23 protein-coding genes and 4 tRNA genes are annotated in these 23,669 nt (G+C 56.1%); 13 read left to right on the top strand and 14 right to left on the bottom strand.

Translation table 11 applies throughout. From position 1 onward, the window contains the following. Window positions 1-8: 8 nt before the first annotated feature. The gene (locus INF37_RS14975; protein ID WP_193539274.1) at window positions 9-1,715 is read left to right on the top strand and encodes a recombinase family protein; all 1,707 of its coding nucleotides are present in this window, start codon (window positions 9-11) and stop codon (window positions 1,713-1,715) included. A 147-nt stretch (window positions 1,716-1,862) separates the two neighbouring features. Here INF37_RS14975 and INF37_RS14970 read toward each other — a convergent pair whose 3' ends face one another. Further along, the gene (locus INF37_RS14970) at window positions 1,863-2,729 is read right to left on the bottom strand and encodes a CPBP family intramembrane glutamic endopeptidase (RefSeq protein WP_193539272.1); all 867 of its coding nucleotides are present in this window, start codon (window positions 2,727-2,729) and stop codon (window positions 1,863-1,865) included. Window positions 2,730-3,289: 560 nt separating this feature from the next. Beyond that, the gene (locus tag INF37_RS14965) at window positions 3,290-4,039 is read right to left on the bottom strand and encodes a metallophosphoesterase family protein (RefSeq protein WP_087287359.1); all 750 of its coding nucleotides are present in this window, start codon (window positions 4,037-4,039) and stop codon (window positions 3,290-3,292) included. A gap of 194 nt (window positions 4,040-4,233) precedes the next feature. Between INF37_RS14965 and INF37_RS14960 the strand changes: the two genes are divergently transcribed. Next, window positions 4,234-4,704, top strand: coding sequence for a tyrosine-type recombinase/integrase (locus INF37_RS14960; protein ID WP_087287362.1), 471 nt, complete (start codon window positions 4,234-4,236; stop codon window positions 4,702-4,704). A gap of 257 nt (window positions 4,705-4,961) precedes the next feature. Here the strand turns inward: INF37_RS14960 and INF37_RS14955 are convergent, their stop codons facing one another. The 5 genes from INF37_RS14955 to larA are packed head-to-tail and all read right to left on the bottom strand — an operon-like array spanning window position 4,962 to window position 10,699. Next, window positions 4,962-5,951, bottom strand: a complete 990-nt coding sequence (locus INF37_RS14955; RefSeq protein WP_087287365.1) for an electron transfer flavoprotein subunit alpha/FixB family protein — start codon at window positions 5,949-5,951, stop codon at window positions 4,962-4,964. Between the two features lie 13 nt (window positions 5,952-5,964). Further along, window positions 5,965-6,756, bottom strand: coding sequence for an electron transfer flavoprotein subunit beta/FixA family protein (locus INF37_RS14950; protein ID WP_087287368.1), 792 nt, complete (start codon window positions 6,754-6,756; stop codon window positions 5,965-5,967). Between the two features lie 19 nt (window positions 6,757-6,775). Further along, window positions 6,776-7,915 (bottom strand): acyl-CoA dehydrogenase family protein, encoded by a 1,140-nt coding sequence (locus tag INF37_RS14945; protein WP_193539270.1) that lies wholly within the window; start codon window positions 7,913-7,915, stop codon window positions 6,776-6,778. 41 nt (window positions 7,916-7,956) lie between these two features. Then, a complete protein-coding gene (locus INF37_RS14940; protein ID WP_193539268.1) occupies window positions 7,957-9,378 on the bottom strand; it encodes an FAD-binding oxidoreductase in 1,422 nt (473 codons plus the stop codon). Window positions 9,379-9,415: 37 nt separating this feature from the next. Next, window positions 9,416-10,699 carry a nickel-dependent lactate racemase gene (gene larA / locus INF37_RS14935; protein ID WP_193539266.1) on the bottom strand — a complete coding sequence of 428 codons (1,284 nt, stop codon included), beginning with the start codon at window positions 10,697-10,699 and terminating at the stop codon, window positions 9,416-9,418. A 291-nt stretch (window positions 10,700-10,990) separates the two neighbouring features. Between larA and INF37_RS14930 the strand changes: the two genes are divergently transcribed. Together INF37_RS14930 and INF37_RS14925 are read left to right on the top strand one after the other, a co-directional pair. After that, the gene (locus INF37_RS14930) at window positions 10,991-11,677 is read left to right on the top strand and encodes a FadR/GntR family transcriptional regulator (protein ID WP_191345748.1); all 687 of its coding nucleotides are present in this window, start codon (window positions 10,991-10,993) and stop codon (window positions 11,675-11,677) included. Window positions 11,678-11,880: 203 nt separating this feature from the next. Further along, window positions 11,881-12,042 carry a hypothetical protein gene (locus INF37_RS14925; protein WP_235370174.1) on the top strand — a complete coding sequence of 54 codons (162 nt, stop codon included), beginning with the start codon at window positions 11,881-11,883 and terminating at the stop codon, window positions 12,040-12,042. A gap of 486 nt (window positions 12,043-12,528) precedes the next feature. Here the strand turns inward: INF37_RS14925 and INF37_RS14920 are convergent. Next, window positions 12,529-12,605 (bottom strand) — tRNA-Pro (locus INF37_RS14920). A 191-nt stretch (window positions 12,606-12,796) separates the two neighbouring features. On the opposite strand from INF37_RS14920, the gene trpS reads away from it, so the two are divergent. The 4 genes from trpS to INF37_RS14900 all read left to right on the top strand — a co-directional run bounded on the left by trpS (window position 12,797) and on the right by INF37_RS14900 (window position 16,948). Beyond that, the gene (trpS, locus tag INF37_RS14915; RefSeq protein ID WP_101693307.1) at window positions 12,797-13,798 is read left to right on the top strand and encodes a tryptophan--tRNA ligase; all 1,002 of its coding nucleotides are present in this window, start codon (window positions 12,797-12,799) and stop codon (window positions 13,796-13,798) included. Between the two features lie 31 nt (window positions 13,799-13,829). Continuing rightward, window positions 13,830-14,963, top strand: coding sequence for an MraY family glycosyltransferase (locus INF37_RS14910; protein ID WP_101693306.1), 1,134 nt, complete (start codon window positions 13,830-13,832; stop codon window positions 14,961-14,963). Then, on the top strand, window positions 14,960-16,105 hold the full coding sequence (wecB, locus tag INF37_RS14905) for a non-hydrolyzing UDP-N-acetylglucosamine 2-epimerase (RefSeq protein WP_101693305.1): 1,146 nt from the start codon (window positions 14,960-14,962) through the stop codon (window positions 16,103-16,105). The genes INF37_RS14910 and wecB overlap by 4 nt, the downstream gene beginning before the upstream one ends. 78 nt (window positions 16,106-16,183) lie before the next feature. Further along, on the top strand, window positions 16,184-16,948 hold the full coding sequence (locus INF37_RS14900; RefSeq protein ID WP_101693304.1) for a hypothetical protein: 765 nt from the start codon (window positions 16,184-16,186) through the stop codon (window positions 16,946-16,948). Between the two features lie 10 nt (window positions 16,949-16,958). On the opposite strand, the gene INF37_RS14895 is transcribed toward INF37_RS14900, so the two are convergent. Genes INF37_RS14895 through INF37_RS14885 form a run of 3 tightly spaced genes read right to left on the bottom strand, consistent with a single transcriptional unit; the run spans window position 16,959 to window position 18,093 of the window. Continuing rightward, entirely contained in the window at window positions 16,959-17,267 is a 309-nt protein-coding gene (locus INF37_RS14895; RefSeq protein WP_193539264.1) for a hypothetical protein, read from the bottom strand. Next, the gene (locus tag INF37_RS14890) at window positions 17,254-17,772 is read right to left on the bottom strand and encodes a hypothetical protein (protein ID WP_193539262.1); all 519 of its coding nucleotides are present in this window, start codon (window positions 17,770-17,772) and stop codon (window positions 17,254-17,256) included. Before INF37_RS14890 ends, INF37_RS14895 begins: the two co-directional genes overlap by 14 nt. A 36-nt stretch (window positions 17,773-17,808) precedes the next feature. Further along, the gene (locus INF37_RS14885; RefSeq protein ID WP_101693301.1) at window positions 17,809-18,093 is read right to left on the bottom strand and encodes a hypothetical protein; all 285 of its coding nucleotides are present in this window, start codon (window positions 18,091-18,093) and stop codon (window positions 17,809-17,811) included. 117 nt (window positions 18,094-18,210) lie between these two features. Between INF37_RS14885 and INF37_RS14880 the strand changes: the two genes are divergently transcribed. Together INF37_RS14880 and INF37_RS14875 are read left to right on the top strand one after the other, a co-directional pair. Continuing rightward, window positions 18,211-18,699: a metallophosphoesterase gene (locus tag INF37_RS14880; RefSeq protein ID WP_193539260.1), complete on the top strand. Its 489-nt coding sequence runs from the start codon at window positions 18,211-18,213 to the stop codon at window positions 18,697-18,699. 186 nt (window positions 18,700-18,885) lie between these two features. Beyond that, complete coding sequence (locus INF37_RS14875; RefSeq protein WP_101693299.1) at window positions 18,886-19,527, top strand: TetR/AcrR family transcriptional regulator; 642 nt, start codon at window positions 18,886-18,888, stop codon at window positions 19,525-19,527. Between the two features lie 64 nt (window positions 19,528-19,591). On the opposite strand, the gene INF37_RS14870 is transcribed toward INF37_RS14875, so the two are convergent. Together INF37_RS14870 and INF37_RS14865 are read right to left on the bottom strand one after the other, a co-directional pair. After that, a complete protein-coding gene (locus INF37_RS14870) occupies window positions 19,592-20,473 on the bottom strand; it encodes a YitT family protein (protein ID WP_193539258.1) in 882 nt (293 codons plus the stop codon). A gap of 143 nt (window positions 20,474-20,616) precedes the next feature. Beyond that, window positions 20,617-20,708, bottom strand: a tRNA-Ser gene (locus INF37_RS14865). A gap of 435 nt (window positions 20,709-21,143) precedes the next feature. Between INF37_RS14865 and INF37_RS14860 the strand changes: the two genes are divergently transcribed. The 3 genes from INF37_RS14860 to INF37_RS14850 all read left to right on the top strand — a co-directional run bounded on the left by INF37_RS14860 (window position 21,144) and on the right by INF37_RS14850 (window position 22,322). Beyond that, complete coding sequence (locus tag INF37_RS14860) at window positions 21,144-21,959, top strand: cell wall hydrolase (RefSeq protein WP_101693297.1); 816 nt, start codon at window positions 21,144-21,146, stop codon at window positions 21,957-21,959. 142 nt (window positions 21,960-22,101) lie between these two features. Then, window positions 22,102-22,188 (top strand) — tRNA-Ser (locus tag INF37_RS14855). A 43-nt stretch (window positions 22,189-22,231) separates the two neighbouring features. Next, window positions 22,232-22,322 (top strand) — tRNA-Ser (locus INF37_RS14850). Between the two features lie 135 nt (window positions 22,323-22,457). On the opposite strand, the gene INF37_RS14845 is transcribed toward INF37_RS14850, so the two are convergent. After that, window positions 22,458-23,567 carry a tyrosine-type recombinase/integrase gene (locus INF37_RS14845; RefSeq protein WP_193539256.1) on the bottom strand — a complete coding sequence of 370 codons (1,110 nt, stop codon included), beginning with the start codon at window positions 23,565-23,567 and terminating at the stop codon, window positions 22,458-22,460. Between the last annotated feature and the right edge of the window lie 102 nt (window positions 23,568-23,669).

Here is a 23,669-nt window from a genome sequence, read left to right as displayed (position 1 = left end):
AGGACATTTTGAAACAGTCGGACAATAAAACTGCTCACGGCACAGCCGCTCTCTACTGTCGCCTGAGCCGTGACGATAACATGGACAGTGAGTCTAACAGCATCCAAAACCAAAAGAAAATACTCCAAAGGGCCGCCAAGGACAAGGGTTATACGGATACCATCTTTTTCGTGGATGACGGTATCACCGGAACTACCATGAAGCGCCCCAGCTTTCAGAAAATGATTGCCGCAATCGAGGCCGGGTACATCTCGGCGGTGTTCGTGAAAGACCTCTCCCGGCTGGGACGGAACTATATTGAGGTAGGCAAGCTCACCGAGGAGTTTTTCCCGCTCCATGATGTGCGGCTGGTGGCCGTTTCCGATGGCGTGGACAGCGGCGAGGGCGAAGATGATTTCACCCCGTTTAAGAACATTATGAATGAATACTACGCCAAGGACATCTCTAAGAAACGCAGGATCGTCAATAAGATGAAAGGCAACGCCGGGATTCCGCTCTCCCCGCCGCCCTATGGCTACATGAAAAACCCGGACGATCCCCGTTTTTGGGTCATTGACCCGGAGGCCGCCGAGGTGGTGCGCTGCATCTACCGTCTGGCCTTGGAAGGCAACGGCCCCTTGCAGATTGCCACGGCGCTGGGGACGATGGGGGCGCTGAACCCCTCGGCCTATCGAACCAGCAAGGGGATCAGCAAGGGCGGCTCCAAAAGTACGCTGGAGCCTACCAAGTGGAACCATACCACCGTCAAGAAAATCCTCACCTTGCAGGAATACTGTGGCGATGTGATCAACTTCAAGACCTACTCCAAGTCCTACAAGATGAAGCGCCGGATTGAAAACCCGGAAGAAAACCGGGCAATCTTCCTCAATGTCCATGAGCCCATCATTGACCGTGTGACTTGGGAAAAGGTGCAAAGCCTGCAAACCACCCGGCGCAGGCTGCCTACCGTAACAAAGGAGTCCAGCGCCTTTTGCGGCTATCTGAAATGCCCGGAGTGCGGAGGCAATCTGACTTTCCACTTCAACCAAGGCAACCACGACATCAAGTTCTTTAGCTGTAACAACCACAATTCCGGGCTCCGCAAATGCTCGTCTACCCACTATATCCGGCTGGACTTCTTGGAGCAGGTCGTGCTTTATGAGATCCACCGGCTGGCCTGTTTCGCCAATGAGTATGAAAACGACTTTATCAAGGCGATGGTGGGTCGCTCGGCAAAGGTGGCGGAAAATGACAGGGTACGCAAGAAGCGGGAGCTGGACGGGCTGCTGGCCCGGGACAGGGAGCTGGATATGCTCTTTGAACGGCTCTACGAGGACAATGTGTCCGGCAAAATCGATGATGCCCGGTTTGCCAAAATGTCCAAACGGTATGAGCAGGAACAGGGAGAGAACGCCGGACGGATCAAGGCGCTGCGGTTGGAGCTGAAAAAGCTGGAAGATAAGCGGATGGATGTGGACGCCTTCTTGGAAACGGTGCGGCGCTACACCGATGCCACCACCATCACCAAGCGGATGGTTGCCGAGCTCATTCAGTACATCGAGGTTTATCCGGCGGTCAAGGAGGACGGCATTACCAATCAGCGGGTAACGATCCACTACAACTGCATCGGGGCTTTTGAGGTTCCGGATCGCCGGAAGATCCCCGAGCGGGATATTCTTTTGGAAACGAGAAAAGGCGTAGCATTAAGCTACGCCCCCGCACAGATCGCTATATAAACTTGGAAATAAAAAATGCGGAGTATCATCAGCAGACCTTTTCAGATCCTTTAATGATACTCCGCATGGTCCAAGTGGCATTCAAGAATCTGTGAAAATCCAGTAATATCAACGGCTTGTAAGCAAGGCTTTTATCCAAATACTACTTCAGCGGTGAGTAAATGAGGCCACAACGAGATAAACCGTGTCAAAGGCCAGCAGCATCCACAGGGCGGGATTGCTCCACACGCCGCTACTCCCGCCGGCCTGACTTCTCTCGCGCTTCCGTCCCCGTCTTTTCAGCAGCAGGCGGATCCCTCCTGTCACTGCGATCACCACCGAGACAAACACCAGAGCCAAGGTAGCCAGGGCACCAGGAGTGCCCGCCTGGCGCAGTAGCGGCAGCGCCACAGCAATGCTGTTTCCGGCGATGTGCAGTCTGATGGACGTCCCCAATCCGTAGTGCAGGGCCGCATAGCCGAAAATCAATCCGCACCAGAAGGCGGACAACCCCTGATAGAGATCGTGGTGCATCAGCCCGAAGCACAGGGCCGACAGTAAAATGGCCTGCCGCGCACCCCCTGGCAGCAAGCGGCGCAGCACCACTCCTCGGTAGATCAGTTCCTCAAGGACAGGACCGACTATACAAATATATATTGCCAGCAGCGGTGTGGCGATTTCTTCTCCCACTGCCGCCGCTTGGGCGGTGAAGCCAACCAGGTTCCACACCCGCTCTAGAACCGGAGTAAGTACCATGACGGCAAGATTTCCACTCAGCGCCACACTTATGAGAAAAACCAGCGTGCCCAAAGAGGCCTTCTGGGAAGAGAAGTGAGGGGCTTCGCCGCTCACTAGTGAGGACCAGAGCAGGGGGATCGCCGATGCCACCGCGCAGCTAAGGAGCAGCACGATACCCTCCGGCAAGCCGGGAACAGAAGACAAAAGTTTTTGCAGTAACCCAAACAGCACGCTGTATGCGAATAAGCTGCACCACAGCCATGTCAAGCTGTGTAGCGGGGGAATCTTTTTGTTCATAACAACCTCCCATGCGGCCTTGGCCGCAAAATTTAGCCTATTATAGCATATTCCCGTCGATTTGCGGGCAGCTTTAACAAATTTTAAGCTTTTTTTAAAATAGCTCCATCACCAAACGCACGGCTGCCGAGCTCATTCAGTACATCGAGGTTTATCCTGCGGTCAAGGAGAACAGAATCACCAAAACTGCATTGGATCCTTTGAGGTGCCGGATCGCCGGAAAATCCCCGAGCGGGACATTCTTTTGGAAACGAGAAAAGGCGTAGCACTAAGCTACGCCACCACACAGATCGCTATGTAGATTTGGAAATAAAAAATGCGGAGTATCATCAGCAGACCTTTTCAGATCCTTTAATGATACTCCGCATGTCTTTTGTTGCCGAAAAAGATACAGCCCGGAAAGCCTTGCGGCTCAATGGATTCAGGGTTTTGCACAACTTGTATTTTTGTATTTCTGCGCTTTTTTCAAGCCATTTCCGAACCCCCATATTGACATACTGACAAAGCCATGTGCAAACAGGATACGAAAAAAGGGCCATGCGTCAGCACAGCCCTCTTTCTTACTTCAGTCTTATGATCTGCTCATATAGCATAGCATACTTTTTCTCGATCACCATGTTGCTGTGGTAGTGGCCGAAGAACCAATACCGGAAGGTACATCTCTGACACACTTCATCGAAGAACTCGGTCAGTGCGTCTTTCTTGAACATTCCTCCGCTGAACACATCCTGTATGCTGGAGGGGCAGCAGTGGCTGATGATGTAATCCACATTCCAGTGGACACGCTCCAGATTTGCTCTGGCTTCCAGATATTCCGCTTCGCTGGGCAGTTCCTCGGCCCACCAGGAACGATGGTTCACACGAAACAGCGCACCGCGTTGTTCGAGTTGCTGAAACTTTTCCTCGAAGTCTGGATCGTCCGGCTCCAGAATGCCATCCTGGATATCATGGGAGGATGCGCCGCCCATGGTAAAAAACTTCCTGCCGTTGAGCTCATATACCTGGCCCCGCATGAGATGCAGGACGGAGGGACGTATCCTCTGGATCTGTCCGCCATGCCACTCCTCTTTGGGATAACCTTTGTAGGCGTCATAGTTTTCATGGTTCCCGAGCACGAAGGCCGTGGTGTAGGGCAGACTATCCAGCCAGTCCAGTCCTGCATCATCCCGTGGATCACCGTACCAGATTCCACCAAAGTCTCCACAGACCAGAACCAAATCCTCCTTGGACATGTGTTCCTGCTCATAGAAGATGTCGGGCCGGAACCGGCAGAAATCTCCATGTGTATCTCCTGTTATAAAAATTTCCATAAGTAAATCGCTCCTTGTCTCTATTTTAGCATACGGACTGTTCAATCTCCAAATCGCTGTATCGGAACTTGACCCGGATTGTTTCCGCATCGACTACAGTGACCCGTTCAATCATCTTGCGAACGACCTCGTCATCATAGTGAGGAAAGCCATTGAGATGTTCCTCCAGATAAGTTGCGTATGACAGTAAAAGAATGGGTCGCTTTCTGACAAAAAACTATGACGCACCGAGTGTGAGGCATACGACCTGCGAAGCGCATCGCTATGTATTGAAAAATCATATTCTGCCTTGGATAGGGGATTGTCCGCTGGAATCCCTGACGACGCAAAAGATAGAGGAGTTTCTGGAAGAGCATCAACTGCATGGAAACAAACGGAATGGGAAACCACTATCCCAGCAGACTATGCGGCATATTCAAAATCTACTCTCAAAGGTGCTAAGCCAGGCAGTAAACCGTGGCTTGATTGAAAGAAATCCAGTACAAGGAATCTGTCGCTCGGCTCCAAAGCAAGTAAAGGCTACGATTCTAGCTGACAATGAAATCCGCGACTACTTATCCGCTGCAAAAGATTTTCATAAGCTGACCGAGCGTGTTCTGATGGAGGACCTGTATGACAGAACGCCCCATATTTTAGACCATGCAATCACGATACTGCTGGGGTGAGACAGGAAGCGTTTCGGAAATACCGACCTTCTTTCTGGCGGGAGCCGGAGGTCCTGATGAGGGAACCTCCGGCTCCCACCGTTTCTGTATTTGTACCTTAGCTGCTGGCAGAGGGCGGCCGGTTTAGAAAAACGGCACCCCGTCGGACCAACCGGTGAGGCTGGACCAACGGGGTGCCGTTGTGTGTTGTTGTTTTTGTCCAATCATGCCATCGTGCAAAGTGCCGGGGGAAGGGCAGCGAAGCGCTGCCCGCTGGGTTACTCCGCCTTGCGCTTGCGGATTTCTTCGATCATGGCAGGCAGAACCTTCATCACGTCGCCTACGATGCCCACATCGGCCACATCAAAGATGGGGGCGTCCTCGTCCTTGTTGATGGCCACCACATAGCCGGAACCGGTCATGCCGGACACGTGCTGGGTGGCGCCGGACACGCCGCAGGCGATGTACAGGGCGGGGGAGACAATCTTGCCGGACTGGCCTACCTGGTGGGCACGGGACACCCAGCCCTCCTCGATGGCAGGACGGGTGGCGCCCACCACGCCGCCCAGCAGCTGGGCCAGCTCCTCCACCAGGGCGAAGTTCTCCTGGCTGCCCATACCACGGCCGCCGGTGACGATGACCTTGGCCTCCTCCAGGTTCACGGACTCGGAGATCTCCTTCACCGCTTCCACTACCTTGGTCTTGATGGCGTCGGCGGGCACCTCCACCGCCTCAGCGGTGACAGGGGCGGCTTCGCCGGCCTCAGGCTTGGAGAAGGCGCCGGAGCGGACGGTGGCCACTACAGGCAGGGTGTCCACCACCACGTCGTTGAGCACCGTGCCACCGTAGAGGGGAACGGTCCATACGGGGGTGCCGTTGTCGATCTTCAGCGCGGTGGCGTCCTGCACACTGCCCAGGCCCTTCCGGGCGTCCAGCCGGGCGGTGAGCTCCCGGCCCAGGGGGGTGTTGCCGGCCAGCACCGCGGCGGGCGCATACTTGTTGACCATGGCCTCCAGCGCGCAGACCATGGCGTCGCTGCAGCCGTCGCTGAAGGCAGCACCCTCTACCGAGAGTACGCCGTCACACAGCGGAGCAGCCTTTTCTGCGGCGGCGGCATTGTCCGTGCCCACTGCCAAAGCCAGCACCTTACCGCCGGTGAGACCGGCCAGGGTGCGGGCGGGAGTCAGAGCCTCCAGGCTCACATTTACCACCTTGCCTTCCTTTTGCTCCAGGAAGACCAGAATATCTTTGCAATTGCCCCAATCCATGTCTGTCTCTCCTTTACAGCAGCTTGGCGGCGGCCATCATGTCAACAGCCTTGATGGCGGATTCCGCAGCAGTTTCCTCGTTGATTTTCACACCGGCCTGGCGCTTGGCGGGCTCAAAGACCTTGACCACGTGGGCGGTGGGCTTGCCGGGCTCCACAGAGTCCAGATCGGCGGCGGAGAGCACGGGGATGGCCATCTTCCGGGCGGCCATCTTGCTCTTGATGGTGGGGTAACGGGGGTCATAGGCGGGCTTGTTCACCGTGACCACGCAGGGGAGCGCGGACTCTACCTTGCGGTAGCCCTCCTCAGTCTCCTGCTTGGCGCAGATGCCGGCGTCCGTCTGCTCGATGTCCACCAGGTCCACGATCACGCCGGTGCCCAGGGCCTCAGCCAGCTGGGGCCCCAGCTGGCCGCTGGCCCGGTCGGTGGCCTCGCGGCCGCAGAAAATCAGGTCAAAGGGCTTGCCGGCGTCCGCCTCCAGCTTCCGGATGGCGGCGGCCAGGATCTTGCTGCGGCCCAGGGTGTCCGCGTCCTCAAAAGTGGGGTCGCTGATGACATAGCCCTGGTTGGCGCCCACGGCCAGGCAGGTCTTCACCGCGTCCCGGGCTTTCTCCGGGCCCACGGTGATGGCGGTGATGCTGCCACCCACGGCTTCTTTGAGGCGGGTGGCCATCTCCAGCGCATAGGTATCAAAGGCGTTGACCACGGGGGTGACGCCGTCCAGATTCACTTCCTCGGTGCCGGGCTTCAGGTGGATTTCCACCGAGTCATCGGGCACCTGCTTCAGGCAGACCAGAATCTCCATATCACTCGAGCTCCTTCAATTAGAATTTTCCAATGGTGTTGTTGGCAACCACAATGCGCTGCACCTCGTTGGTGCCCTCAAAGATCTGGAAGATCTTAGCGTCGCGGAGCAGCTTTTCCACCGGGTACTCCCGGCTGTAACCGTAACCGCCGAACATCTGGATGGCCTCGGAGGCCACCTCCATGGCGATATCGGAAGCATAGCACTTAGCGATGGCGGACTCCTTGGAGCAGGGCAGGCCCTGATCCATCAGAGTCAGGGCGTGGGCCACCATCTGACGGGCGGTCTCAATCTTGATGGCCATGTCGGCCACCTTGAACTGGAGGGCCTGGTTCTTCAGAATGGGCTTGCCGAACTGGACACGCTCCTTGCCGTAGGCAATGGCCTCTTCCATGGCCCGCTGGGCGATGCCGGTGGCGATGCAGCCCATCCAGGCACGGGCCTGGTCCAGAGTCTTCATGGCGATGGTGAAGCCCTGCCCCTCAGCGCCCAGCAGATTGGAGGCAGGAATACGGCAGTCGTCCAGCACCACGTCGCAGGTGTTGGAGGTGCGGATACCCATCTTGTCCTCCTCGTGGCCGGTGGAGAGACCGGGGGTGCCGGCCTCGATGAAGAACATGGACATGCCCTTCACGCCGGCGGACTTGTCGGTCATGGCGGTAACGCAGTAGAAGGAGGCCACGCCGCCGTTGGTAATGAAGCACTTGCGGCCGTTGAGGATGTAGCTGTCCCCGTCCTTCACAGCGGTGGTCTTGCCGGCGCTGGCGTCAGAGCCAGCCCCGGGCTCGGTGAGGCAGAAGGCGCCGAAGCCGCCGTCCATGATCAGCTGGCAGGCGCGCTTCTTCTGGGCCTCGTTGCCGGCGATGAGCACCGGCTTCATGCCCAGGCCGCTGGCGGAGATGGTGGTGGCAAAGCCGGCGTCGGCCTTGGCCATCTCCTCAAACAGGGCGGCCACATCCACCCGGCTCAGACCGGGGCCGCCGTACTCCTCGGGGACCTCCAGGGTCTGCAGCTGCATCTCGATGGCCTGGTCGTAGATCTCCTTGGGCCACTCGCCGCTGCGGTCAAACTCCTTGCAGGGCTCCTTGACCTCGTTTTCACAAAAATCCTTCACATCGCCCAGCAGATCCTGGGCAGCCTCTGAAATCAAATAGGACATGAGTTTTTCCTCCGCTCGATTTTCTGTCTTTTCCAGTATGTTTACAGGGTGTAGCAGACCTTGCCGGGATTCAGGATCATGTTGGGGTCAAAGGTGTGCTTGATGCCCTCCATCAGGCGCATGTTCACCGGGCCCACCATCTCGGCCAGATACTCCATCTTGCCCCGGCCGATGCCGTGCTCGCCGGAGATGAGACCGCCCAGCTCAGTGGCCTTGCCGTAGGCCCGCTTCATGAAGGCGGCCACCTGGCGCTTGAACTCCTCCGGGTCCATATCGTTGGAGCAGTTGTAGATGTGCAGGTTGCCGTCGCCGGCGTGGCCGAAGCTCTTGACCTCGAAGTCGTAGTCTTTGGCGATCTCGTTGATGAAGTTCACATAGTGGGCGATCTCGTTGACGGGCACCACCACGTCGCTCTCGTCCAGCAGCTTGGTGTTGGCCTCAATGGCCTCCAGGAAGGTGGAACGGGCGGCCCAGGCGTCCTTCTTCAGCTGGGGAGTGTCGGCTACCAGGATGTCCAGAGCGCCGGCCTCCAGCAGGACCTCGGAGGCCTGCTCGATCATCTCGTCCAGCTGCTCCTCGCTGTCCCCGTCGAAGGTGATGAGCAGGTAGGCGTTCACGTCGCTGCCCTCAAAGGTCTGAGGGAAGGTGCTCTTGCCCAGGTAGGACTCGCTGAGGCGGACGATCTCCCGCTCCATGAACTCCAGGGCCTGGGGGTGGAGGTTGGCCTTCATCATCTTGGGCACGGTGGCGATGCAGTCCTCCAGGTTCTCATAGAGGGCCACCAGGCTGATGACAGCCTTGGGGGCGGGGATCAGCTTCAGGGTCAGCTCGGTGATGATGCCCAGAGTGCCCTCAGAGCCGATCATCAGGTTGAGCAGGGAGTAGCCGGAGCTGGTCTTGGACACGCTGGCGCCCATGTTTACGATCTCGCCGGTGGGCAGTACCACGGTCATGGCCCGCACGTAGTCCCGGGTGGTGCCGTACTTGACCGCCCGCATGCCGCCGGCGTTGGTGGACACGTTGCCGCCCAGGGTGGCGAACTTCTCACCGGGATCGGGGGGATAGAGGAAGCCCTTCTTGGCTGCGTCCTCGGCCAGGTCGTTGAGGAGCACGCCGGCCTGGACCCGGACCACCATGTTATCGGTGTCATAGGAGAGAATCTTGTTCATCTTGGTGATGGACAGCACCACACCGCCGCAGACGGGGACAGCGCCGCCGGTCAGACCGGTGCCGGCGCCGCGGGGAGTGACGGGGACGTGATGCTCGTTGCACAGCTTCATCACTGCGGCCACCTCTTCGGTGGAGACAGCCTCCACCACCACCTCGGGCATGGCCTTGCCGTAGATGGGCATCTCGTCGTGGGAGAAGTCGTCGTTGATGTCCCCGTCCACGCTGACCCGGCCGGGCACCGCAGCCTGCAGCGCCTGGATCAGTTCGGGGGTCACTTTTTCATACTGACTCATAGCGGATTCCTCTTTTCTTTCCTTCTCATTAAGTAATTTATTTCTTTACAATCACCGACACGCCGTCGGGGATTACCGTGATGGGGCTGTCCGCCCGGCCCAGCAGCCGGTCGGCCAGGTCGATGGCCGCCGAAAGATCGGGGGCCCAGTGCATGTGCATGGCCTCCACCATCTCCCGGGGGGCCTGGGTGACCATGATCACCGGGTGCTTTAAGAGAATACGGCAGAGAATCTGAGCTTCCCACTGGTCGGGAATGGTGCGGTCGCTGGGGGTGGCCAGGAAGGAGGCCATGATTTTTTCCTCGTCGGGTTCCTGAGCGAAGGTGTCGTAGAACGACTGGCCGCCGTGTCCGTCGCTGCAGGCGGAGACCATAATGATCACGCCCCCGGGGGCGCAGGTGGCCTCGGCAGCGGTCATTCCCTTCACCGATTGGTAGATGTTCTGGTCCAGGGGATAGCCGCCGTTGGTGGAGATGACAATGGGGGCGGGGACAGCTGAGACACCGGAGAGCTGCTCTACAAAAGCGCAGCCAGCCCGGTGGGCCTCATTGAAGTGGCCGGCGAAAGCGGCAATCACTTCTTTTTTCTCGTCAATGACTACATTGCAGATGAAAGCCAGCTTGGCCTGCTGGGCGGCGTAGATCATATCCCGGTGAATGGGGTTGCCGTCCAGGATGCCGGTGCGGGCAAAGGGGCTGTCAATGAAAGTGGAGCAGTGATTGGCCAGTACGGTGGTCCGGCTGGCGACTCCGGGGAGCACACTCTTGCGCCCGCCGGAGAAACCGGCAAAGAAGTGGGGCTCAATGAAGCCCTCAGCCACCAGCAGGTCCGCCTGGGCGGCCAGCTTGTTGATGAGCAGCTTGCCTCCGGAGGGCAGGGTGCCCAGAGATACCATGTCCTCATCCTTGCCGCTGAGATGGACGGCAAAGTGCAGGCCGGACCGGAGGAAAAGCTCCTGGCCGTATTTGTCCAGCATCTCTTCCCGGGTGGTGGGGCGGTGGAAGCCGGTGGCCACCAGCACGGTGATCTTTGCAGAAGGGGAACCGGCCCGGATCTCATCTACCAACTGGGGCAAAATAACCTTGCTGGGGACCGGGCGGGTGTGATCGCTGCTGATAATGACAACCTGATGCTTGCCTTTGGCCAATTCCCGGAGCGGGGGCGTGCCGATGGGGTTCTCCAGAGCCTGCCGCACCAGCTGATCCTGGTCGGCCTGAGGCCGATAGCTCTGTGCGCCGGAGCGGAGAACCGCCGCCAGGCGCTGGTCCGGGATCTGAGCCTCAACCCGGCCCCGTCCGTAAGGAAGGGAAATCGTCTGCATAGATGATAACCTCCTGTTTCAGTGGTTGACCTATTCCTTAAATTGGTTCTACCATATAAAATAAAAAGCGCGCAACAATACAAGGAATTTTTAGAACATTTATATATTATTCCTGAGACTTCTAGATGTCAAGGCGATAATTGGACAATATTACGAAAAAGTTTGCAATTATCGGCTTTTTTAAAAACATGTTGGTCCTACCAGTTAGAATGAGTTGGTCGCACCTTTACAGTGGCCTTCTCCTTGTGCTATACTATTTACATGTACATCATGCCAAGGAGGAAGATTTCCATGGCGGAACAGCCCAAATCCTATGAAAAAGTGCTCACCTATCTGGAGGATTCCTTGCGCCGCGGACAGCTGTCCCTGGGGGATCCCTTGCCTCCGGAGCGGGAGCTGGCCGAGCAGTTGGGCATCAGCCGCAACTCGGTGCGGGAGGCAGTTCGGCTGCTGGAGCATATGGGATTTATCGTCAGCAACCAAGGGGCCGGCAATTTTATCTGCTGCAACATCCAGCGCAATCTGCAGGACTCCTTTGACCTGCTGATGCTCCTGCAGCAGATCGACTACCGGAGGCTGGGGGAGCTGCGGGCGGGCCTGGAGCTGCAGGCCGCCCTGTTGGCCCTGGGGCGCATCACCGACGAGCAGGTCCGGGAGCTGTCCGGAATGGTGGAGGAGATGGCGTCCTGTTCCTCCAAGCGGGCCGCCCAACTGGATAAGCAGCTCCATGATACCATTGCCGCCATCTCAGGCAACGAGCTGATTATCCAGATTCACCGGGCCCTCTCCACCACTATCGACCGCTTCATCACCGATATGCGCCGGCATATCCTGCGCAACTTCCAGACCGGCAACCAGCTGCAGTACGCCCACGAACAGATTGTGGACGCTCTGGCCCGCCGGGATAAGGCCCAGCTGATTCTGGCCATCAACCACCACTTCAATGTGATCAGCGCCAATATGGAACAGAACCTGTGACAAGATGTTTATCATGCAGAAAAAGACGCTCCCTGACCTTTACCGGCGATTCATTCCGGCGGGAAAGGAAACGCCTTTTTTGTTTCCATAGGGCGTACGGGAGAAAAGGGCAAGAAAAGTAATTGTTTTATCCCTCATATCCCGTATAATGGAGAAAACAGAGCCTAGAAGTTTTGGTTCTTGCATGGAGTGAGGAAAGCATCATGGCCAGAGTATCCACCAAAGAAAACAAGACCATTTACCAGCTGACCCGGGAGAGTCTGAAACTGACCCGGGAGGACGCCAGTGAGCTGTTGGTGACCATGTTTCCCGAGCGGATTGAGAAGATTGAAAATGAGCGCTCCATGCCCCATACCGTAAAATAGATTCAACCAAAGGGTTCCACACCCGAGTGACACGATTTGTCTGAGAGGAGGACCATATCTTCAATCATCCGAGCCCAAAGATCTTCTTTCCAAACATAGGATCGCTGGAAGAAGGGTACCTCTATAAGCGTGGAGTTATTAAATATACTTGTGATAATTGCTTTATGTGCATCCATAGTGAAACTCCTTATAAAACACTTCTGTATAGACTGTCGGCCTATCAGCATAATACGACAGCCTTGTCTTTATGCTATCATGTAACTATTATGAAAGGTAACATGATAATCGACTGACATACGCCAAAAAGTGAGATATTTTGTCGTTAGGGATGGGTTAGGGATTTGGCGGTTTCAGCGGCTATCCTCGCTCATGCTCCCGCCGCTTTTCTGTCCCTGAAATCGCCGCTGAACCGCAATCGTCCAAGAGACAAAAATAGAACAAAAAACGCAGAAAAACCGCCATTTCAGGCGGTTTTTCTGCGTAAAATGGTCCGAGTGGCGGGATTCGAACCCACGGCCTCTTGGACCCGAACCAAGCGCGATACCAAGCTTCGCCACACCCGGATAGAATGCTTATTTATTATAATGATATTTGCAGGTATTGTCAAGAGATTTCTTCCCGCTTTTCCAGGAACATGCATTGTATATCCGAGGCGGGGGAAGCAGAGAAATATAGCGGTGAGCATTGTAATAAAGAGGGGAGTGTGATATACTAACTCAATATGGAAAATGATACACAATGAGGTGTTTCAATCATGGAAAATGAGAAAAAAGTGATGCTCTCCGGCATTCAGCCCAGCGGGGATCTGCACCTGGGCAACTATCTGGGCGCCATCAAAAACTGGGGTGCCCGGGCCGATGAGTTTGACTGCTATTATTTTATGGCGGATATGCACACCATCACCGTCCGGCAGACGCCTGCTGATCTGCGTCGGCGTACGCTGGAGCAGTTGGCCCAGTATATCGCCTGTGGACTGGATCCGGAAAAGAATACCCTCTTTATCCAGTCTCATGTACATCAGCATGCTGAGCTGGGCTGGGTCCTCAACTGCTATACCATGTTCGGCGAACTCTCCCGCATGACCCAGTTCAAGGATAAATCCGCCAAGAACGCGGATAACATCAACGGCGGACTCTTTACCTATCCGTCCCTGATGGCGGCAGACATTCTGCTCTACCAGCCGGATTTTGTTCCTGTTGGCGAGGATCAGAAGCAGCATGTGGAGCTCACCCGCAATGTGGCCCAGCGCTTTAACCACATCTACGGCGATGTGTTCAAGATTCCCGAGCCTTACATCCCCAAGGCGGGCGCCCGGGTCATGTCGCTCAATGCGCCTGAGAGCAAGATGAGCAAGTCTATGCCGGAGGGCTGCGTGTTCCTGATGGAAAAGCCGGAGGATATCCAGCGCAAATTCAAGCGGGCTGTCACCGACAGCGATACGGAGCACTGCGTCCGCTATGACCGGGAGCATAAGCCTGGTGTGGCGAACCTCATGCAGATCTACTCCGCCTGCACCGGCAAGAGCTATGAGGAGATCGAGCGGGAGTTTGATGGACAGGGATACGGCGTCTTTAAGCCCGCAGTAGGGGAGGCGGTGGTCGATCTGCTGCGTCCCATCCGGGAGGAGGCCCAGCGTATTCTGGCGGACAAGGCCTATCTGGAGAGCGTCTACCATGCCGGAGCGGAGAAGGCCTCCTACGTGGCCCAGAAGACCCTGCGGAAAGTTTATAAGAAGGTGGGCTTTGTGGCCCGCTGAGGGGCCAGGCCTGTGAAAAGGAGTCAAATCCATGCCAATGTCAATTGAAACCATTGGAGTTGTGGCAGGCGCTCTGATCACCGCATTTCTGGTGGCCCTGATCACGACACCGATCGTAAAGAGTCTGGCCCAGAAATGGGGCGCCGTGGACGTACCCAAGGACGGCCGCCGGATGCACGACCATCCCATTCCGCGCATGGGAGGCCTTGCGATCTTTTTGGGCTTTCTGCTCAGTGTAATCCTGTTTATCCCCTTTGTACAGACGGATGGGCTCGGAATGCAGCTCCAGGGGATGCTGCTGGGCGCGGTCATCATCGTGGTGCTGGGGATTCTGGATGATATCTATGCGCTGCCCGCGCTGCCCAAGCTCATCGTACAGATCGTGGCGGCGGTCATTGCAGTGTGCAGCGGAAATGTCATCGAGACCATCTCCAATCCCAACATTTTCTCCAACGATCTCTATTGGGAACTGGGATGGCTCTCCATTCCAGTCACTGTGATCTGGATTGTGGCGGTGACCAATGCCGTCAATCTGATCGACGGTCTGGATGGACTGGCCTGCGGCGTGTCTACCATCAGCTCCATGACCGTGTTGGTCATTGCCCTGACCGTGGCCGAACCCACCGTGGCGGTTCTTATGGCCTGCCTGGCCGGAGGGTGCATTGGGTTCCTGCCCTACAATACCAACCCGGCCAAGATTTTTATGGGAGATACCGGCTCTACCTTTCTGGGCTATGTGCTGGCGGTAGTATCCATCCAGGGACTGTTCAAGTACTATACCCTGATCTCCTTTGTGGTGCCCTTCCTGATGCTGGGCCTGCCCATCTTTGACACCTGCTTTGCGTTCATCCGGCGCATCGCCCATGGGCAGAGCCCCATGCACGCTGACCGGAGCCATATCCATCACCGGCTGATCGATATGGGCCTGAATCAGAAGCAGGCCGTGGCGGTGCTCTATGTGATCTCCGCCATCTTGGGTCTGTCCGCCGTGGTTCTGACCACCATTGGCTCTCTGAGAGCCATGCTGCTGCTCTTTGCCATGTGCATCGCAGGGTCCATGTCCATCATGCTTGTCCTCCGGGGCGGAGAGAAAAAGCCGGGCGGAGAACCGCCGGCTGCCCCGAAGAAGGAGGACAAGGAGGAGCAGGAGGAGAATAAAAAATGAGCATTCGAGTGATGACAATTTTCGGCACCCGGCCGGAGGCCATCAAGATGGCCCCCCTGGTGCAGGAGCTGCAGTCCCGAGAGGGGATCGAGTCCATCTGCTGTGTGACGGCACAGCACCGGGAGATGCTGGATTCCGTCCTGCGCATCTTCCACATCCAGCCGGACTATGACCTCAACATCATGGAACCCCGGCAGACCCTGTCCACCATCACCACCAAGTGCCTGCTGGGAATGGAGGAGGTCTTCCAGAAGGCCCGTCCGGATCTGGTGCTGGTCCATGGCGACACCTCCACCACCTTTGCGGGGGCACTGGCCGCCTTTTATCACCAGATCAAGGTGGGCCATGTGGAGGCCGGCCTGCGGACTTGGGACAAATACTCTCCTTTCCCGGAGGAAATGAACCGCAAGCTGGTGGGCGATATCGCCGACCTGCATTTCGCGCCCACCGTGGCCAACCGCGCCAATCTGGAGCGGGAGGATATCAAAGAGGGCGTATTCATCACCGGCAATACCGTCATTGATGCCCTGAAGACAACGGTTGTAAAGGATTTCCACTTTAGTACGGATCTCCTGAACCACCTGGACTATGCGGGGAAAAAGGTCATCCTGGTGACCTGCCATCGCCGGGAGAATTACGGGGAGCCCATGGCCCACATCATGACTGCCCTGCGGCGCCTTGCGGAGGACTTCTCCGATGTGGAGCTGGTATACCCGGTCCATCTCTCTCCGGTGGTACGGGAGGCGGCCGCAAAGTATCTCTCCGGCCATCCCCGGATCCATCTCATCGATCCTCTGGATGTGCAGGAGATGCACAACCTGATGGCCAGAGCCTATCTGGTAATGACCGACTCCGGCGGACTCCAGGAGGAGGCGCCCGCACTGGGCCGTCCCGTGCTGGTGCTGCGGAGGGAGACCGAGCGGCCGGAGGCCATCACCGCCGGCACGGTCAAGCTGGCCGGCACAGAGGAGGAGACGGTCTATCAGATGGCCGCCGAGCTTTTGCGCGACCAGAGTGCGTATGCGGCCATGGCCCACGCGGTGAACCCCTATGGAGATGGGTTTGCCTGCCGCCGCATTGTGGACGCCATCGAATGGAAATTTGGCCTGCGCCCGGATCGTCCCGAGGAATTTCAGGCATAAAGAGATGCCCACAGGGGCGGGGACCTGCCGTCCCCGCCCCTGTGGGCATTCTGCGATCGAGAGGAAAAGGAGTGCTCCATGGAAGGGAAAAGTCGCAATATCCTGGTGATCCTCATCATACTGGTCATTGCGGTGGCGGTGTTCTCCAGCTTCGGCATGGATCTGTTCACGCCGGCCTCGCCGCCCATCACCCTCCCGCCAGTGGAGGAGAGCCAGCCCGGCGGAGAAACACCGGAAGATGATCCGAATGAGAGCCAGATTTTGGTGTCCGTTACCCCGGAGACGGTACAGAATGTGATCGCTACCCTGGCCAGGCCCAGCAGCTATTACTGTCAGGTGACCGTGGAATATTCAGAAAGCGAGGGCAAGCTGACCGCAGAACAGTGGGTGGATGGCGGCTGGAGCAAGACGGATACCACGCTTCCCTCCGGAACGGTACGCCACAGCATCGTGGGGGAGGAGTGGGTCTACTACTGGTATGGAAACAGCCGCACCTGGACCAGTGCTCCGGCAGACACATACTCAGCCGATCTGGAGGGACCGCATATCCCCACCTATGAAGATGTTCTGGCAGAGGAGCCAGCCTGCATTACCGCGGCGGATTATGTGGAAAAAAACGGTATGGCCTGCATCTATGTGGCGGTGGAGGACCCGGAGCTAGGCAGCGTGTCCCACTACTGGATCTCGGTAGAGAGCGGACTGTTGGCCGCCGCGGAGCAGATCAAGGCGGACAAGGTGGTCCTCTCCATGAACGCTACGGCGGCGGAGCGCCCGGTAACACCGGGACAGGAGTTTTCGCTTCCCGACGGAACAGTGCTGCATACGGTACAGAGTGCCGCCTGAGCAGGATGGCCTACTCCAATCCCAGCAGAAGGAGCAGCCCCAAGGTAATCATCAGCTCAATGTCGTCTCCCTCCAAAAAGAGAAAGAGCAAGATCAGCAGCAGGAGGATATCGCCGGAATCCAGTTTATCCAGCTTGAGATACTTCAGAATGCCGGACAGCCCCTTGGAATGCCCGGAGTGGGAAGGAGCGGTACTCTCTTTCACCGGGGGATCTAGCTGGGGAGAGGGGGAGGATACCGGCTGGGGAGAAACCCGGTCATCCTCCAGAATACGGGTATATGTAGTTCCGGAGGGAATGTAGCGGTTATAGAGCGCCATTGTCCGATCCCTCCTTTTGGAAAAGCAGGAAAGCGACCCGGATCAGGCGGGAGAGCTTTGCAATCTGGACGGCCTGATCCAGCTTAGCCAGGCGCTCTTCCTTTAAGAATGGTTTGAGTGCATTGAGAAGAGCCACTTTCCGGTCGTCGGTGGAGCGGTATTCGGAAAAGAGCCGCAGGGCCTTTTGGACCAGGGCGGGGTCCAGATCCCCCAGAAGTGAGAGCGGATTGCTCTCTCCGCCGCCTCCGTTGAGGTTACCCAGGAGCCCCAGCAGAGCGGACCAGTCCGGAGCAGAATCCGTTCCACCGCTGGAAGAAGGAGCGGCGGAGAGGGGCTCTACGGGTTCAAAAACCGGCTCCTCCGATGCTGCGGAGGGAGAGGGGGGCTCTTCTTCTCCGGGAGATGCGGCGCCGTCTCCGGTCAGCGCCTTGGCGATGGAGACGATTTGTCCCATGGCCTCCGGATCGCCCAGAATGGCGTGCAGTTTGTCTTCAAATTCTGCCATGCGGCGCTCCTTTCCGGCCAGAGGAAGGCCTGCTTCTTATTTCTTGGGGGCGGCTTTTTGGATGCGCTCCACCACGGCCGCGCCCTCCTGGCTCTGCATGACGGAATTCATGAGTTCCATCAGGGCGGAGGGGTCTCCCTTGGCTGCGGAGGCGGCGGCCTGCTGCAGCCCGGAACCGGCACGCTGTTCCAGCATGGACATCAGTTTCTGGGTGTCTGGTGAGTGCAGCAGGGCGGCCAGCACTTCCTTGTGTTGGAGCAGGCCGGCAGCGGCGGGATTTTTCATCAGGTCGTCCAGATTGGACTGGGGCAGTTTGGTCATGGCGCGTCCCTCCATTATTCCAGGATATGAGATATATCCTTATAACATGTGCTGCGGCGCCCGGGCTGGGGCCGCATCCACTCTCAGTATATGTGATGGAACAGAGAAGGTGCGTATATGAAAATTTTGGTGTTTTCCGACTCCCACGGCAATGTTCCGAATATGGAACAGGCGGTGCGCAGCGACCGACCGGACTACATCCTCCATCTGGGGGATGTCAATTCGGACGCCAGAGCCCTGGGAAAGCTCTTTCCCTCCATTCCCATGGAATGCGTGTGCGGGAACTGTGACGGAAGGAGACCGGATCTGGACGAGGAGAAGGTGCTGGAGCTGGAGGGACGGCGCATTCTGATGATGCACGGCCATACCCGGGGCGTCAAGGTGGGAATGAGCCGGGCCGTCTGGGCGGCACGGGAAGCGCAGGCCCACATCTTGCTGTTTGGGCATACCCATGAGGCATTTTGCGAGTATCAGCATGGACTGTGGATTTTGAATCCAGGTACCATTCGCGGCGGATGGGGAGGAGCCACGTACGGGGTCATTTCGCTGGAGGGAGCCAACACCGTGTGCTATCTGCTCAAGGCCGACCCGGTACCTGGGAGATAGAGAAAGACTGACGAATATTGGAATAGAAGAGGATATTTTCCTGCCAAAAATCAAAAAGAAAAGAAGCCGCAGGAGAAAAATAAGAATTTTGTGAAAAAGATAACATAAACTCTTGTCAATAAAATCAGAGGATGATATTATAAGTTAAACCAGTCTTTCAAAGTTAAAACCAAAGGTGTGATTGTGTTGAGTAAGAAGCAGGCATTGACTGAATTCCACCGTGGTTCCATTCTGGCTGCGGCCGAGCGGCTCTTTGCAGAAAAGGGAACCGAAAAGACCACTATGGATGACATTGCCCGTGAGTCGGAATACAGCAAGGCGACGCTGTATGTGTACTTCCAGAGCAAAGAGGAGATCGTGAATGCCATTCTTCTGAGCAGCATGGTGCTGCTCCAGAAAAAGATCCAGGAAGCCATCCGCGGGAATGCCAATTGGTTCCACGCCTACGACGCGATCTGTGACGCCATCATCCGCTTTTACGGAGAAAATCCGGCGGCCTATGAGGTGGTGGGCAGCGACGGCGTGGTGGACCTGAACAGCACCAAGCTGGATCAGGGCCTGAAGGATATTCTCCAGGTGGGGGATGCCACCAACCAGCTGCTGGCGGATTTCCTGCGCCGGGGTGCCGCCGAGGGCGTCGTGCGCATCGAGCTTCCGCCCGATGAGACGGTGCTGCTCTTCTGGGCGACTCTCTCTGGTATGGTGCAGATGGCGGACAGCAAGAGCCACTATCTGGAGCGCTCCCTGAAGATCGACCGGGATGTCTTCCTGCGTCACGGTGCGCGGATGCTGCTGGACGCCATTACCAAGGGACGTACGGTGGAATAACAGAACATCAAAAAGATCAAAAAGGCCTGTTCTCCTTTTATATAGGAGAACAGGCCTTTTTCTTTTAATCCAGGGGACGGATAAAGAAGTTGCCGATCACTTCGTCGGAGTTCAGGACATTGACAAAGGTGCCGGGCATATTCTGGCTGATGTAGCGGCTGATCTTCCGGATGTCATTGTCGGAGAGGACCGTATACACCACATACCGGTGCTTTTTGGTGTAGGCGCCGTCTCCGGGCCAGACGGTAGCGCTGTGGTTGGTGATCTCGATCAGAGCCTTGGAGAGCTGCTCAGGGTCCTCTGTGATAATGAAGAGGGTCTTTTTCTTGTAGCGCTTGTAAAATGTGTTGATGACCTGTGTGTAGCAGAACTGGTAGATGATCGAGTAAAGCGCCTTGTCCATACCAAACTGCCAGCCATAGATCAAGATGACCGTGGCGCTGAACAGGAGCATATAGGTAAAGGAGTTGCTTGTCTGGAACTTGGCAGCCAGGGACATGGCAATAAAGTCGGTTCCGCCGCTGCTGGCGCCGCTGTTCAGGATCAGGACAATGCCGATGGCGCCGAAGATCGCACCGAAGACGGCAATGAGAAGGGGATCATCCACGATCTCGTACTTGGGCAGCAGATCGACCAGAATGGACGAGAGGAAGATACTGAAACAGGAGAGAATGGTAAAGCGTTTGCCCACCAGTCGGAACGCAATCAGAGCGGGTACCAGATTGAATCCGATGTTGAGGACGGAGAAGGGGATCTCGACGTTCAAGTACTTCTGGAAGAGCCCTTGAATCAGGATGGAGAGTCCGGAAAAACCACCCGGAACCAAATCCCCCGCGGCAATAAAGGTGTTCATGTTTAGTGCGAATATGATACTTCCGGCAAGCAGAAGCGCGCTGTTGAGCAGAGTCTTTCCAAATGATTTCTTATCTGGATTCACAGGAAACATCACCGATCCTTTCATTGAGCCTATCAGCATTATAACAGATATAGAGGTGTAGTGAAATAGAATCTGCCGCGAACTTCAATCCAACAGAAGGACGGCGGCAGGGGAATAGAAAAAGTCCTGAGAACAAAAGTTCTCAGGACTTTTGGCGGAGAGAGAGGGATTCGAACCCTCGAGACGCTATTAACGCCTACACGATTTCCAATCGTGCGCCTTCGACCAGCTCAGCCATCTCTCCAAGCCGCTCTACGCGTCGTTGCCTCAGCAACATGGACTATTATACCATGGAATTTGAAAACGTCAAGAGGAAATTTCAAAAAAATCAAAATTTTTTTCAACAGGCAAAAACGAGCTCAAAAACAGTGCCCCAAGGCCCCCAAAAAGGGGGGATCAGAAGGGGTGTTGTGGGGGGAGAGGGGAGGGGGTGAGAAAAAGCCTCTGATCTCCAGGATGGAAAAGTAACAGTTTGTAACAGAATTCTGTCGAGCGGAACGTACTCTGTGATTGCGGATGGAAAATGGGAGATGAGCGAAACCGTTGCGCTGCAAGGGATTTGAGGATGTGACAAAAATTCCCCTTGCAATCTCCGGAGAAATAAGTTACAATGTGGTTACAATCTGATGAAAAAGAGGTAACAGATTGTAAACAGAAAGTAACAGGAGGTATCCTCATCATGCAAAAGCGAGTGTCCTGCCTGGCGCTCGGTCTGGCCTTGTTCCTGACCTTGAGTGCCCATGCGGCCGCCGCCGAGCGCAGCGCCAATGTCGTGGTGGACGGCAAGACTTTGGAGCCCACCGTAGCGACCGAGGTCGTAAATCAGAATACCTATGTGTCCTATTTTCCGGTGGTCCACGCCATGTATCCGGATGCAACTGCGTCCTGGGAAAATGGGCAGTCGGTAACCCGGGCGAGTGGATTGACCCTCAGCGTGTGTCCCGGTGCCAAGTATATCGTAGCCAATGGCCGCTACCTGTACGTGCCGGACGGAGTGCGCAACAGCAATGGGAACATGATGGTTCCTGCCCGTGTCCTGGCTCAGGCGCTGGGCGGCAAGGCCTGGTGGGATGAGAACACCCAGAGTGTGAAATTCCAGTCCGGGACCGGACCGATCCAGTCGGGGGACACATTTTATAACGGCGATGATCTCTACTGGCTCTCCCGTATCATCTACGCAGAGAGCGGCAATCAGTCCCTGGAAGGGAAGATCGCGGTAGGAAATGTGATCTTGAATCGGGTGGCGGACAGCCGATTCCCGAACACCGTAAAAGGGGTCATCTTCCAGAAGAATCAGTTCACCCCGGTGAGCAATGGCAGTATCTACCGCACGCCCAGTAATGAGAGCATTGCTGCCGCCAAGCTCTGTTTGGAGGGAACCAATACCGCAGGGAACAGCCTTTACTTTGTAAATCCCCGCGTCTCTCCCAATAGCTGGGCCAGCCGGAACCGTCCCCGTGTGGCGACCATCGGCGCCCACGCGTTCTTTGCCTAAGAGCACAAGAAGTACCGCCCCTGTCGTCTGCAAGTTGCGGACGGCAGGGAATTTTTTCTTTCTGAGAAAAATTTTATTTTATTGGTTGACAAAATGCACTTGTTGTGATAATATAATTTACGCGCTGTGGTGAGTCGGACGTGGAGAGATGTCCGAGTGGTTTAAGGAGCCGGTCTTGAAAACCGGTGACTCGCAAGAGCCGTGGGTTCGAATCCCACTCTCTCCGCCACTTTTATCATGAGCAGTGTACTTGACAGGTTGTCAATCGGCATGCAGAAGTACCCAAGTGGCCGAAGGGGCTCCCCTGCTAAGGGAGTAGTGTGGGAAACCGCAGCGAGGGTTCAAATCCCTCCTTCTGCGCCAAATAGGACTTAAATCAGTCGATAATAACTGATTTAAGTCCTATTTTTTTGTTTTTACAACTTTAAATGAAAAATGAAAAATTGTAGTTTAACTTGCTACAATTTGCTTTCAATTAGTTTATAGTTAGCATTATAGTTAGCACTCTCGACCCTTCCCGATGGAGTTGACGGCAGCAAGGGCAGATTCTCGGTCCGGGTGAATGTACCGCTGCGTTGTAGAAAACTTTGTGTGTCGCATAACTTCCTGAATCACGCTGGGCGCGATATTGCCAAGAGCAAGCGCTGTGGCAGTCGTATGCCGGCAGGAGTAGGGAGGAAGATCCCGCACTCCGACCCGCTTAAGCGCAGCATGGTACTCCGCATAAAAATTGTCCTTGTTCATCCCGATTACATATCCGACCTTGCTCTTGCTCTTCTCAATCAGATTGACAAGGACCGGAGCGATCATATCAGGAAACACGATGGGAGTCGCTTTTCTGTTCTTGGTTTTCAATCCGCAACCTATGATCTGCGATGCGTCCCAGTCCACCATATCCGCCTTAAATGCCAACAGCTCACCGGGCATCATGCCGGTATAGATCATGAGGAGAATAAAGCCTATGAAAGTGTCACCGCCTCCGTAGGCGCTCCAGAGCTTGTGCAGCTCCAACTCAGTAAAGGGCTGTGCCTCCTTTTCCTCCAGCGGAGGGAGGCGGAGAAACTCGGCTAGATTTGTCCTGGCGTTGCCCTCGGCCACAGCCCGCTTGAAGAGGTGGGATAGTACGGTCTTCATGTCTTTCGCTGGGTAGTAGGTCTGCGCCTTATCGTCCAGGCAGGATTGCAGGTTGTCTATGGTGAGTTCATCCATGCGCCGAGCGGCCAGCCCCTCCAGCTTGCCCCAGGCAATGCGAAATGCGGTCTGTTTCGACTTGGAGATGTCCTGGAGGTCTGTTTTGCTCCAGGAGTCCCAGTAGAACCGTAGGGTAGGGGAGACCTTTTCCTCCGGCATCGGGTTGGCCGCGTAGGCAAGGGCGGCTGTCTTTGTCTTGAATCCACCCTTCCACCGCCGCTTCTGGTGGATCTTCTTCTCTTCACCATCCGGATAGATTTCAACGGTCCAGATGGCCGTCCAGGTGTTTCCACGCTTTATCGCTGTCCCTTGTCCGTTCCCTCGGCTTTTCACTCCGGATTTTATTTCCTGTTTTGCGCCACATTTCAGACAGAATCGACTCTCATCCGGTATGGTAGTGTCAAGAGTTTTGCGCAAATTGGTTTACAGCCCCTGGCATGAATGAAGTTAGCCAGCAATGGAGGCATCCTCAAAGGCTGCTTCCAGGTGCTTCATATTCATGTATTTCTTGTTGCCCCA

The organism is Pseudoflavonifractor gallinarum (assembly GCF_014982855.1).
GTDB lineage: Bacteria > Bacillota > Clostridia > Oscillospirales > Oscillospiraceae > Pseudoflavonifractor_A > Pseudoflavonifractor_A gallinarum.
The sequence above is the reverse complement of the archived record's forward strand: the minus strand, read 5'-3'. Positions and strand labels throughout refer to the sequence as shown.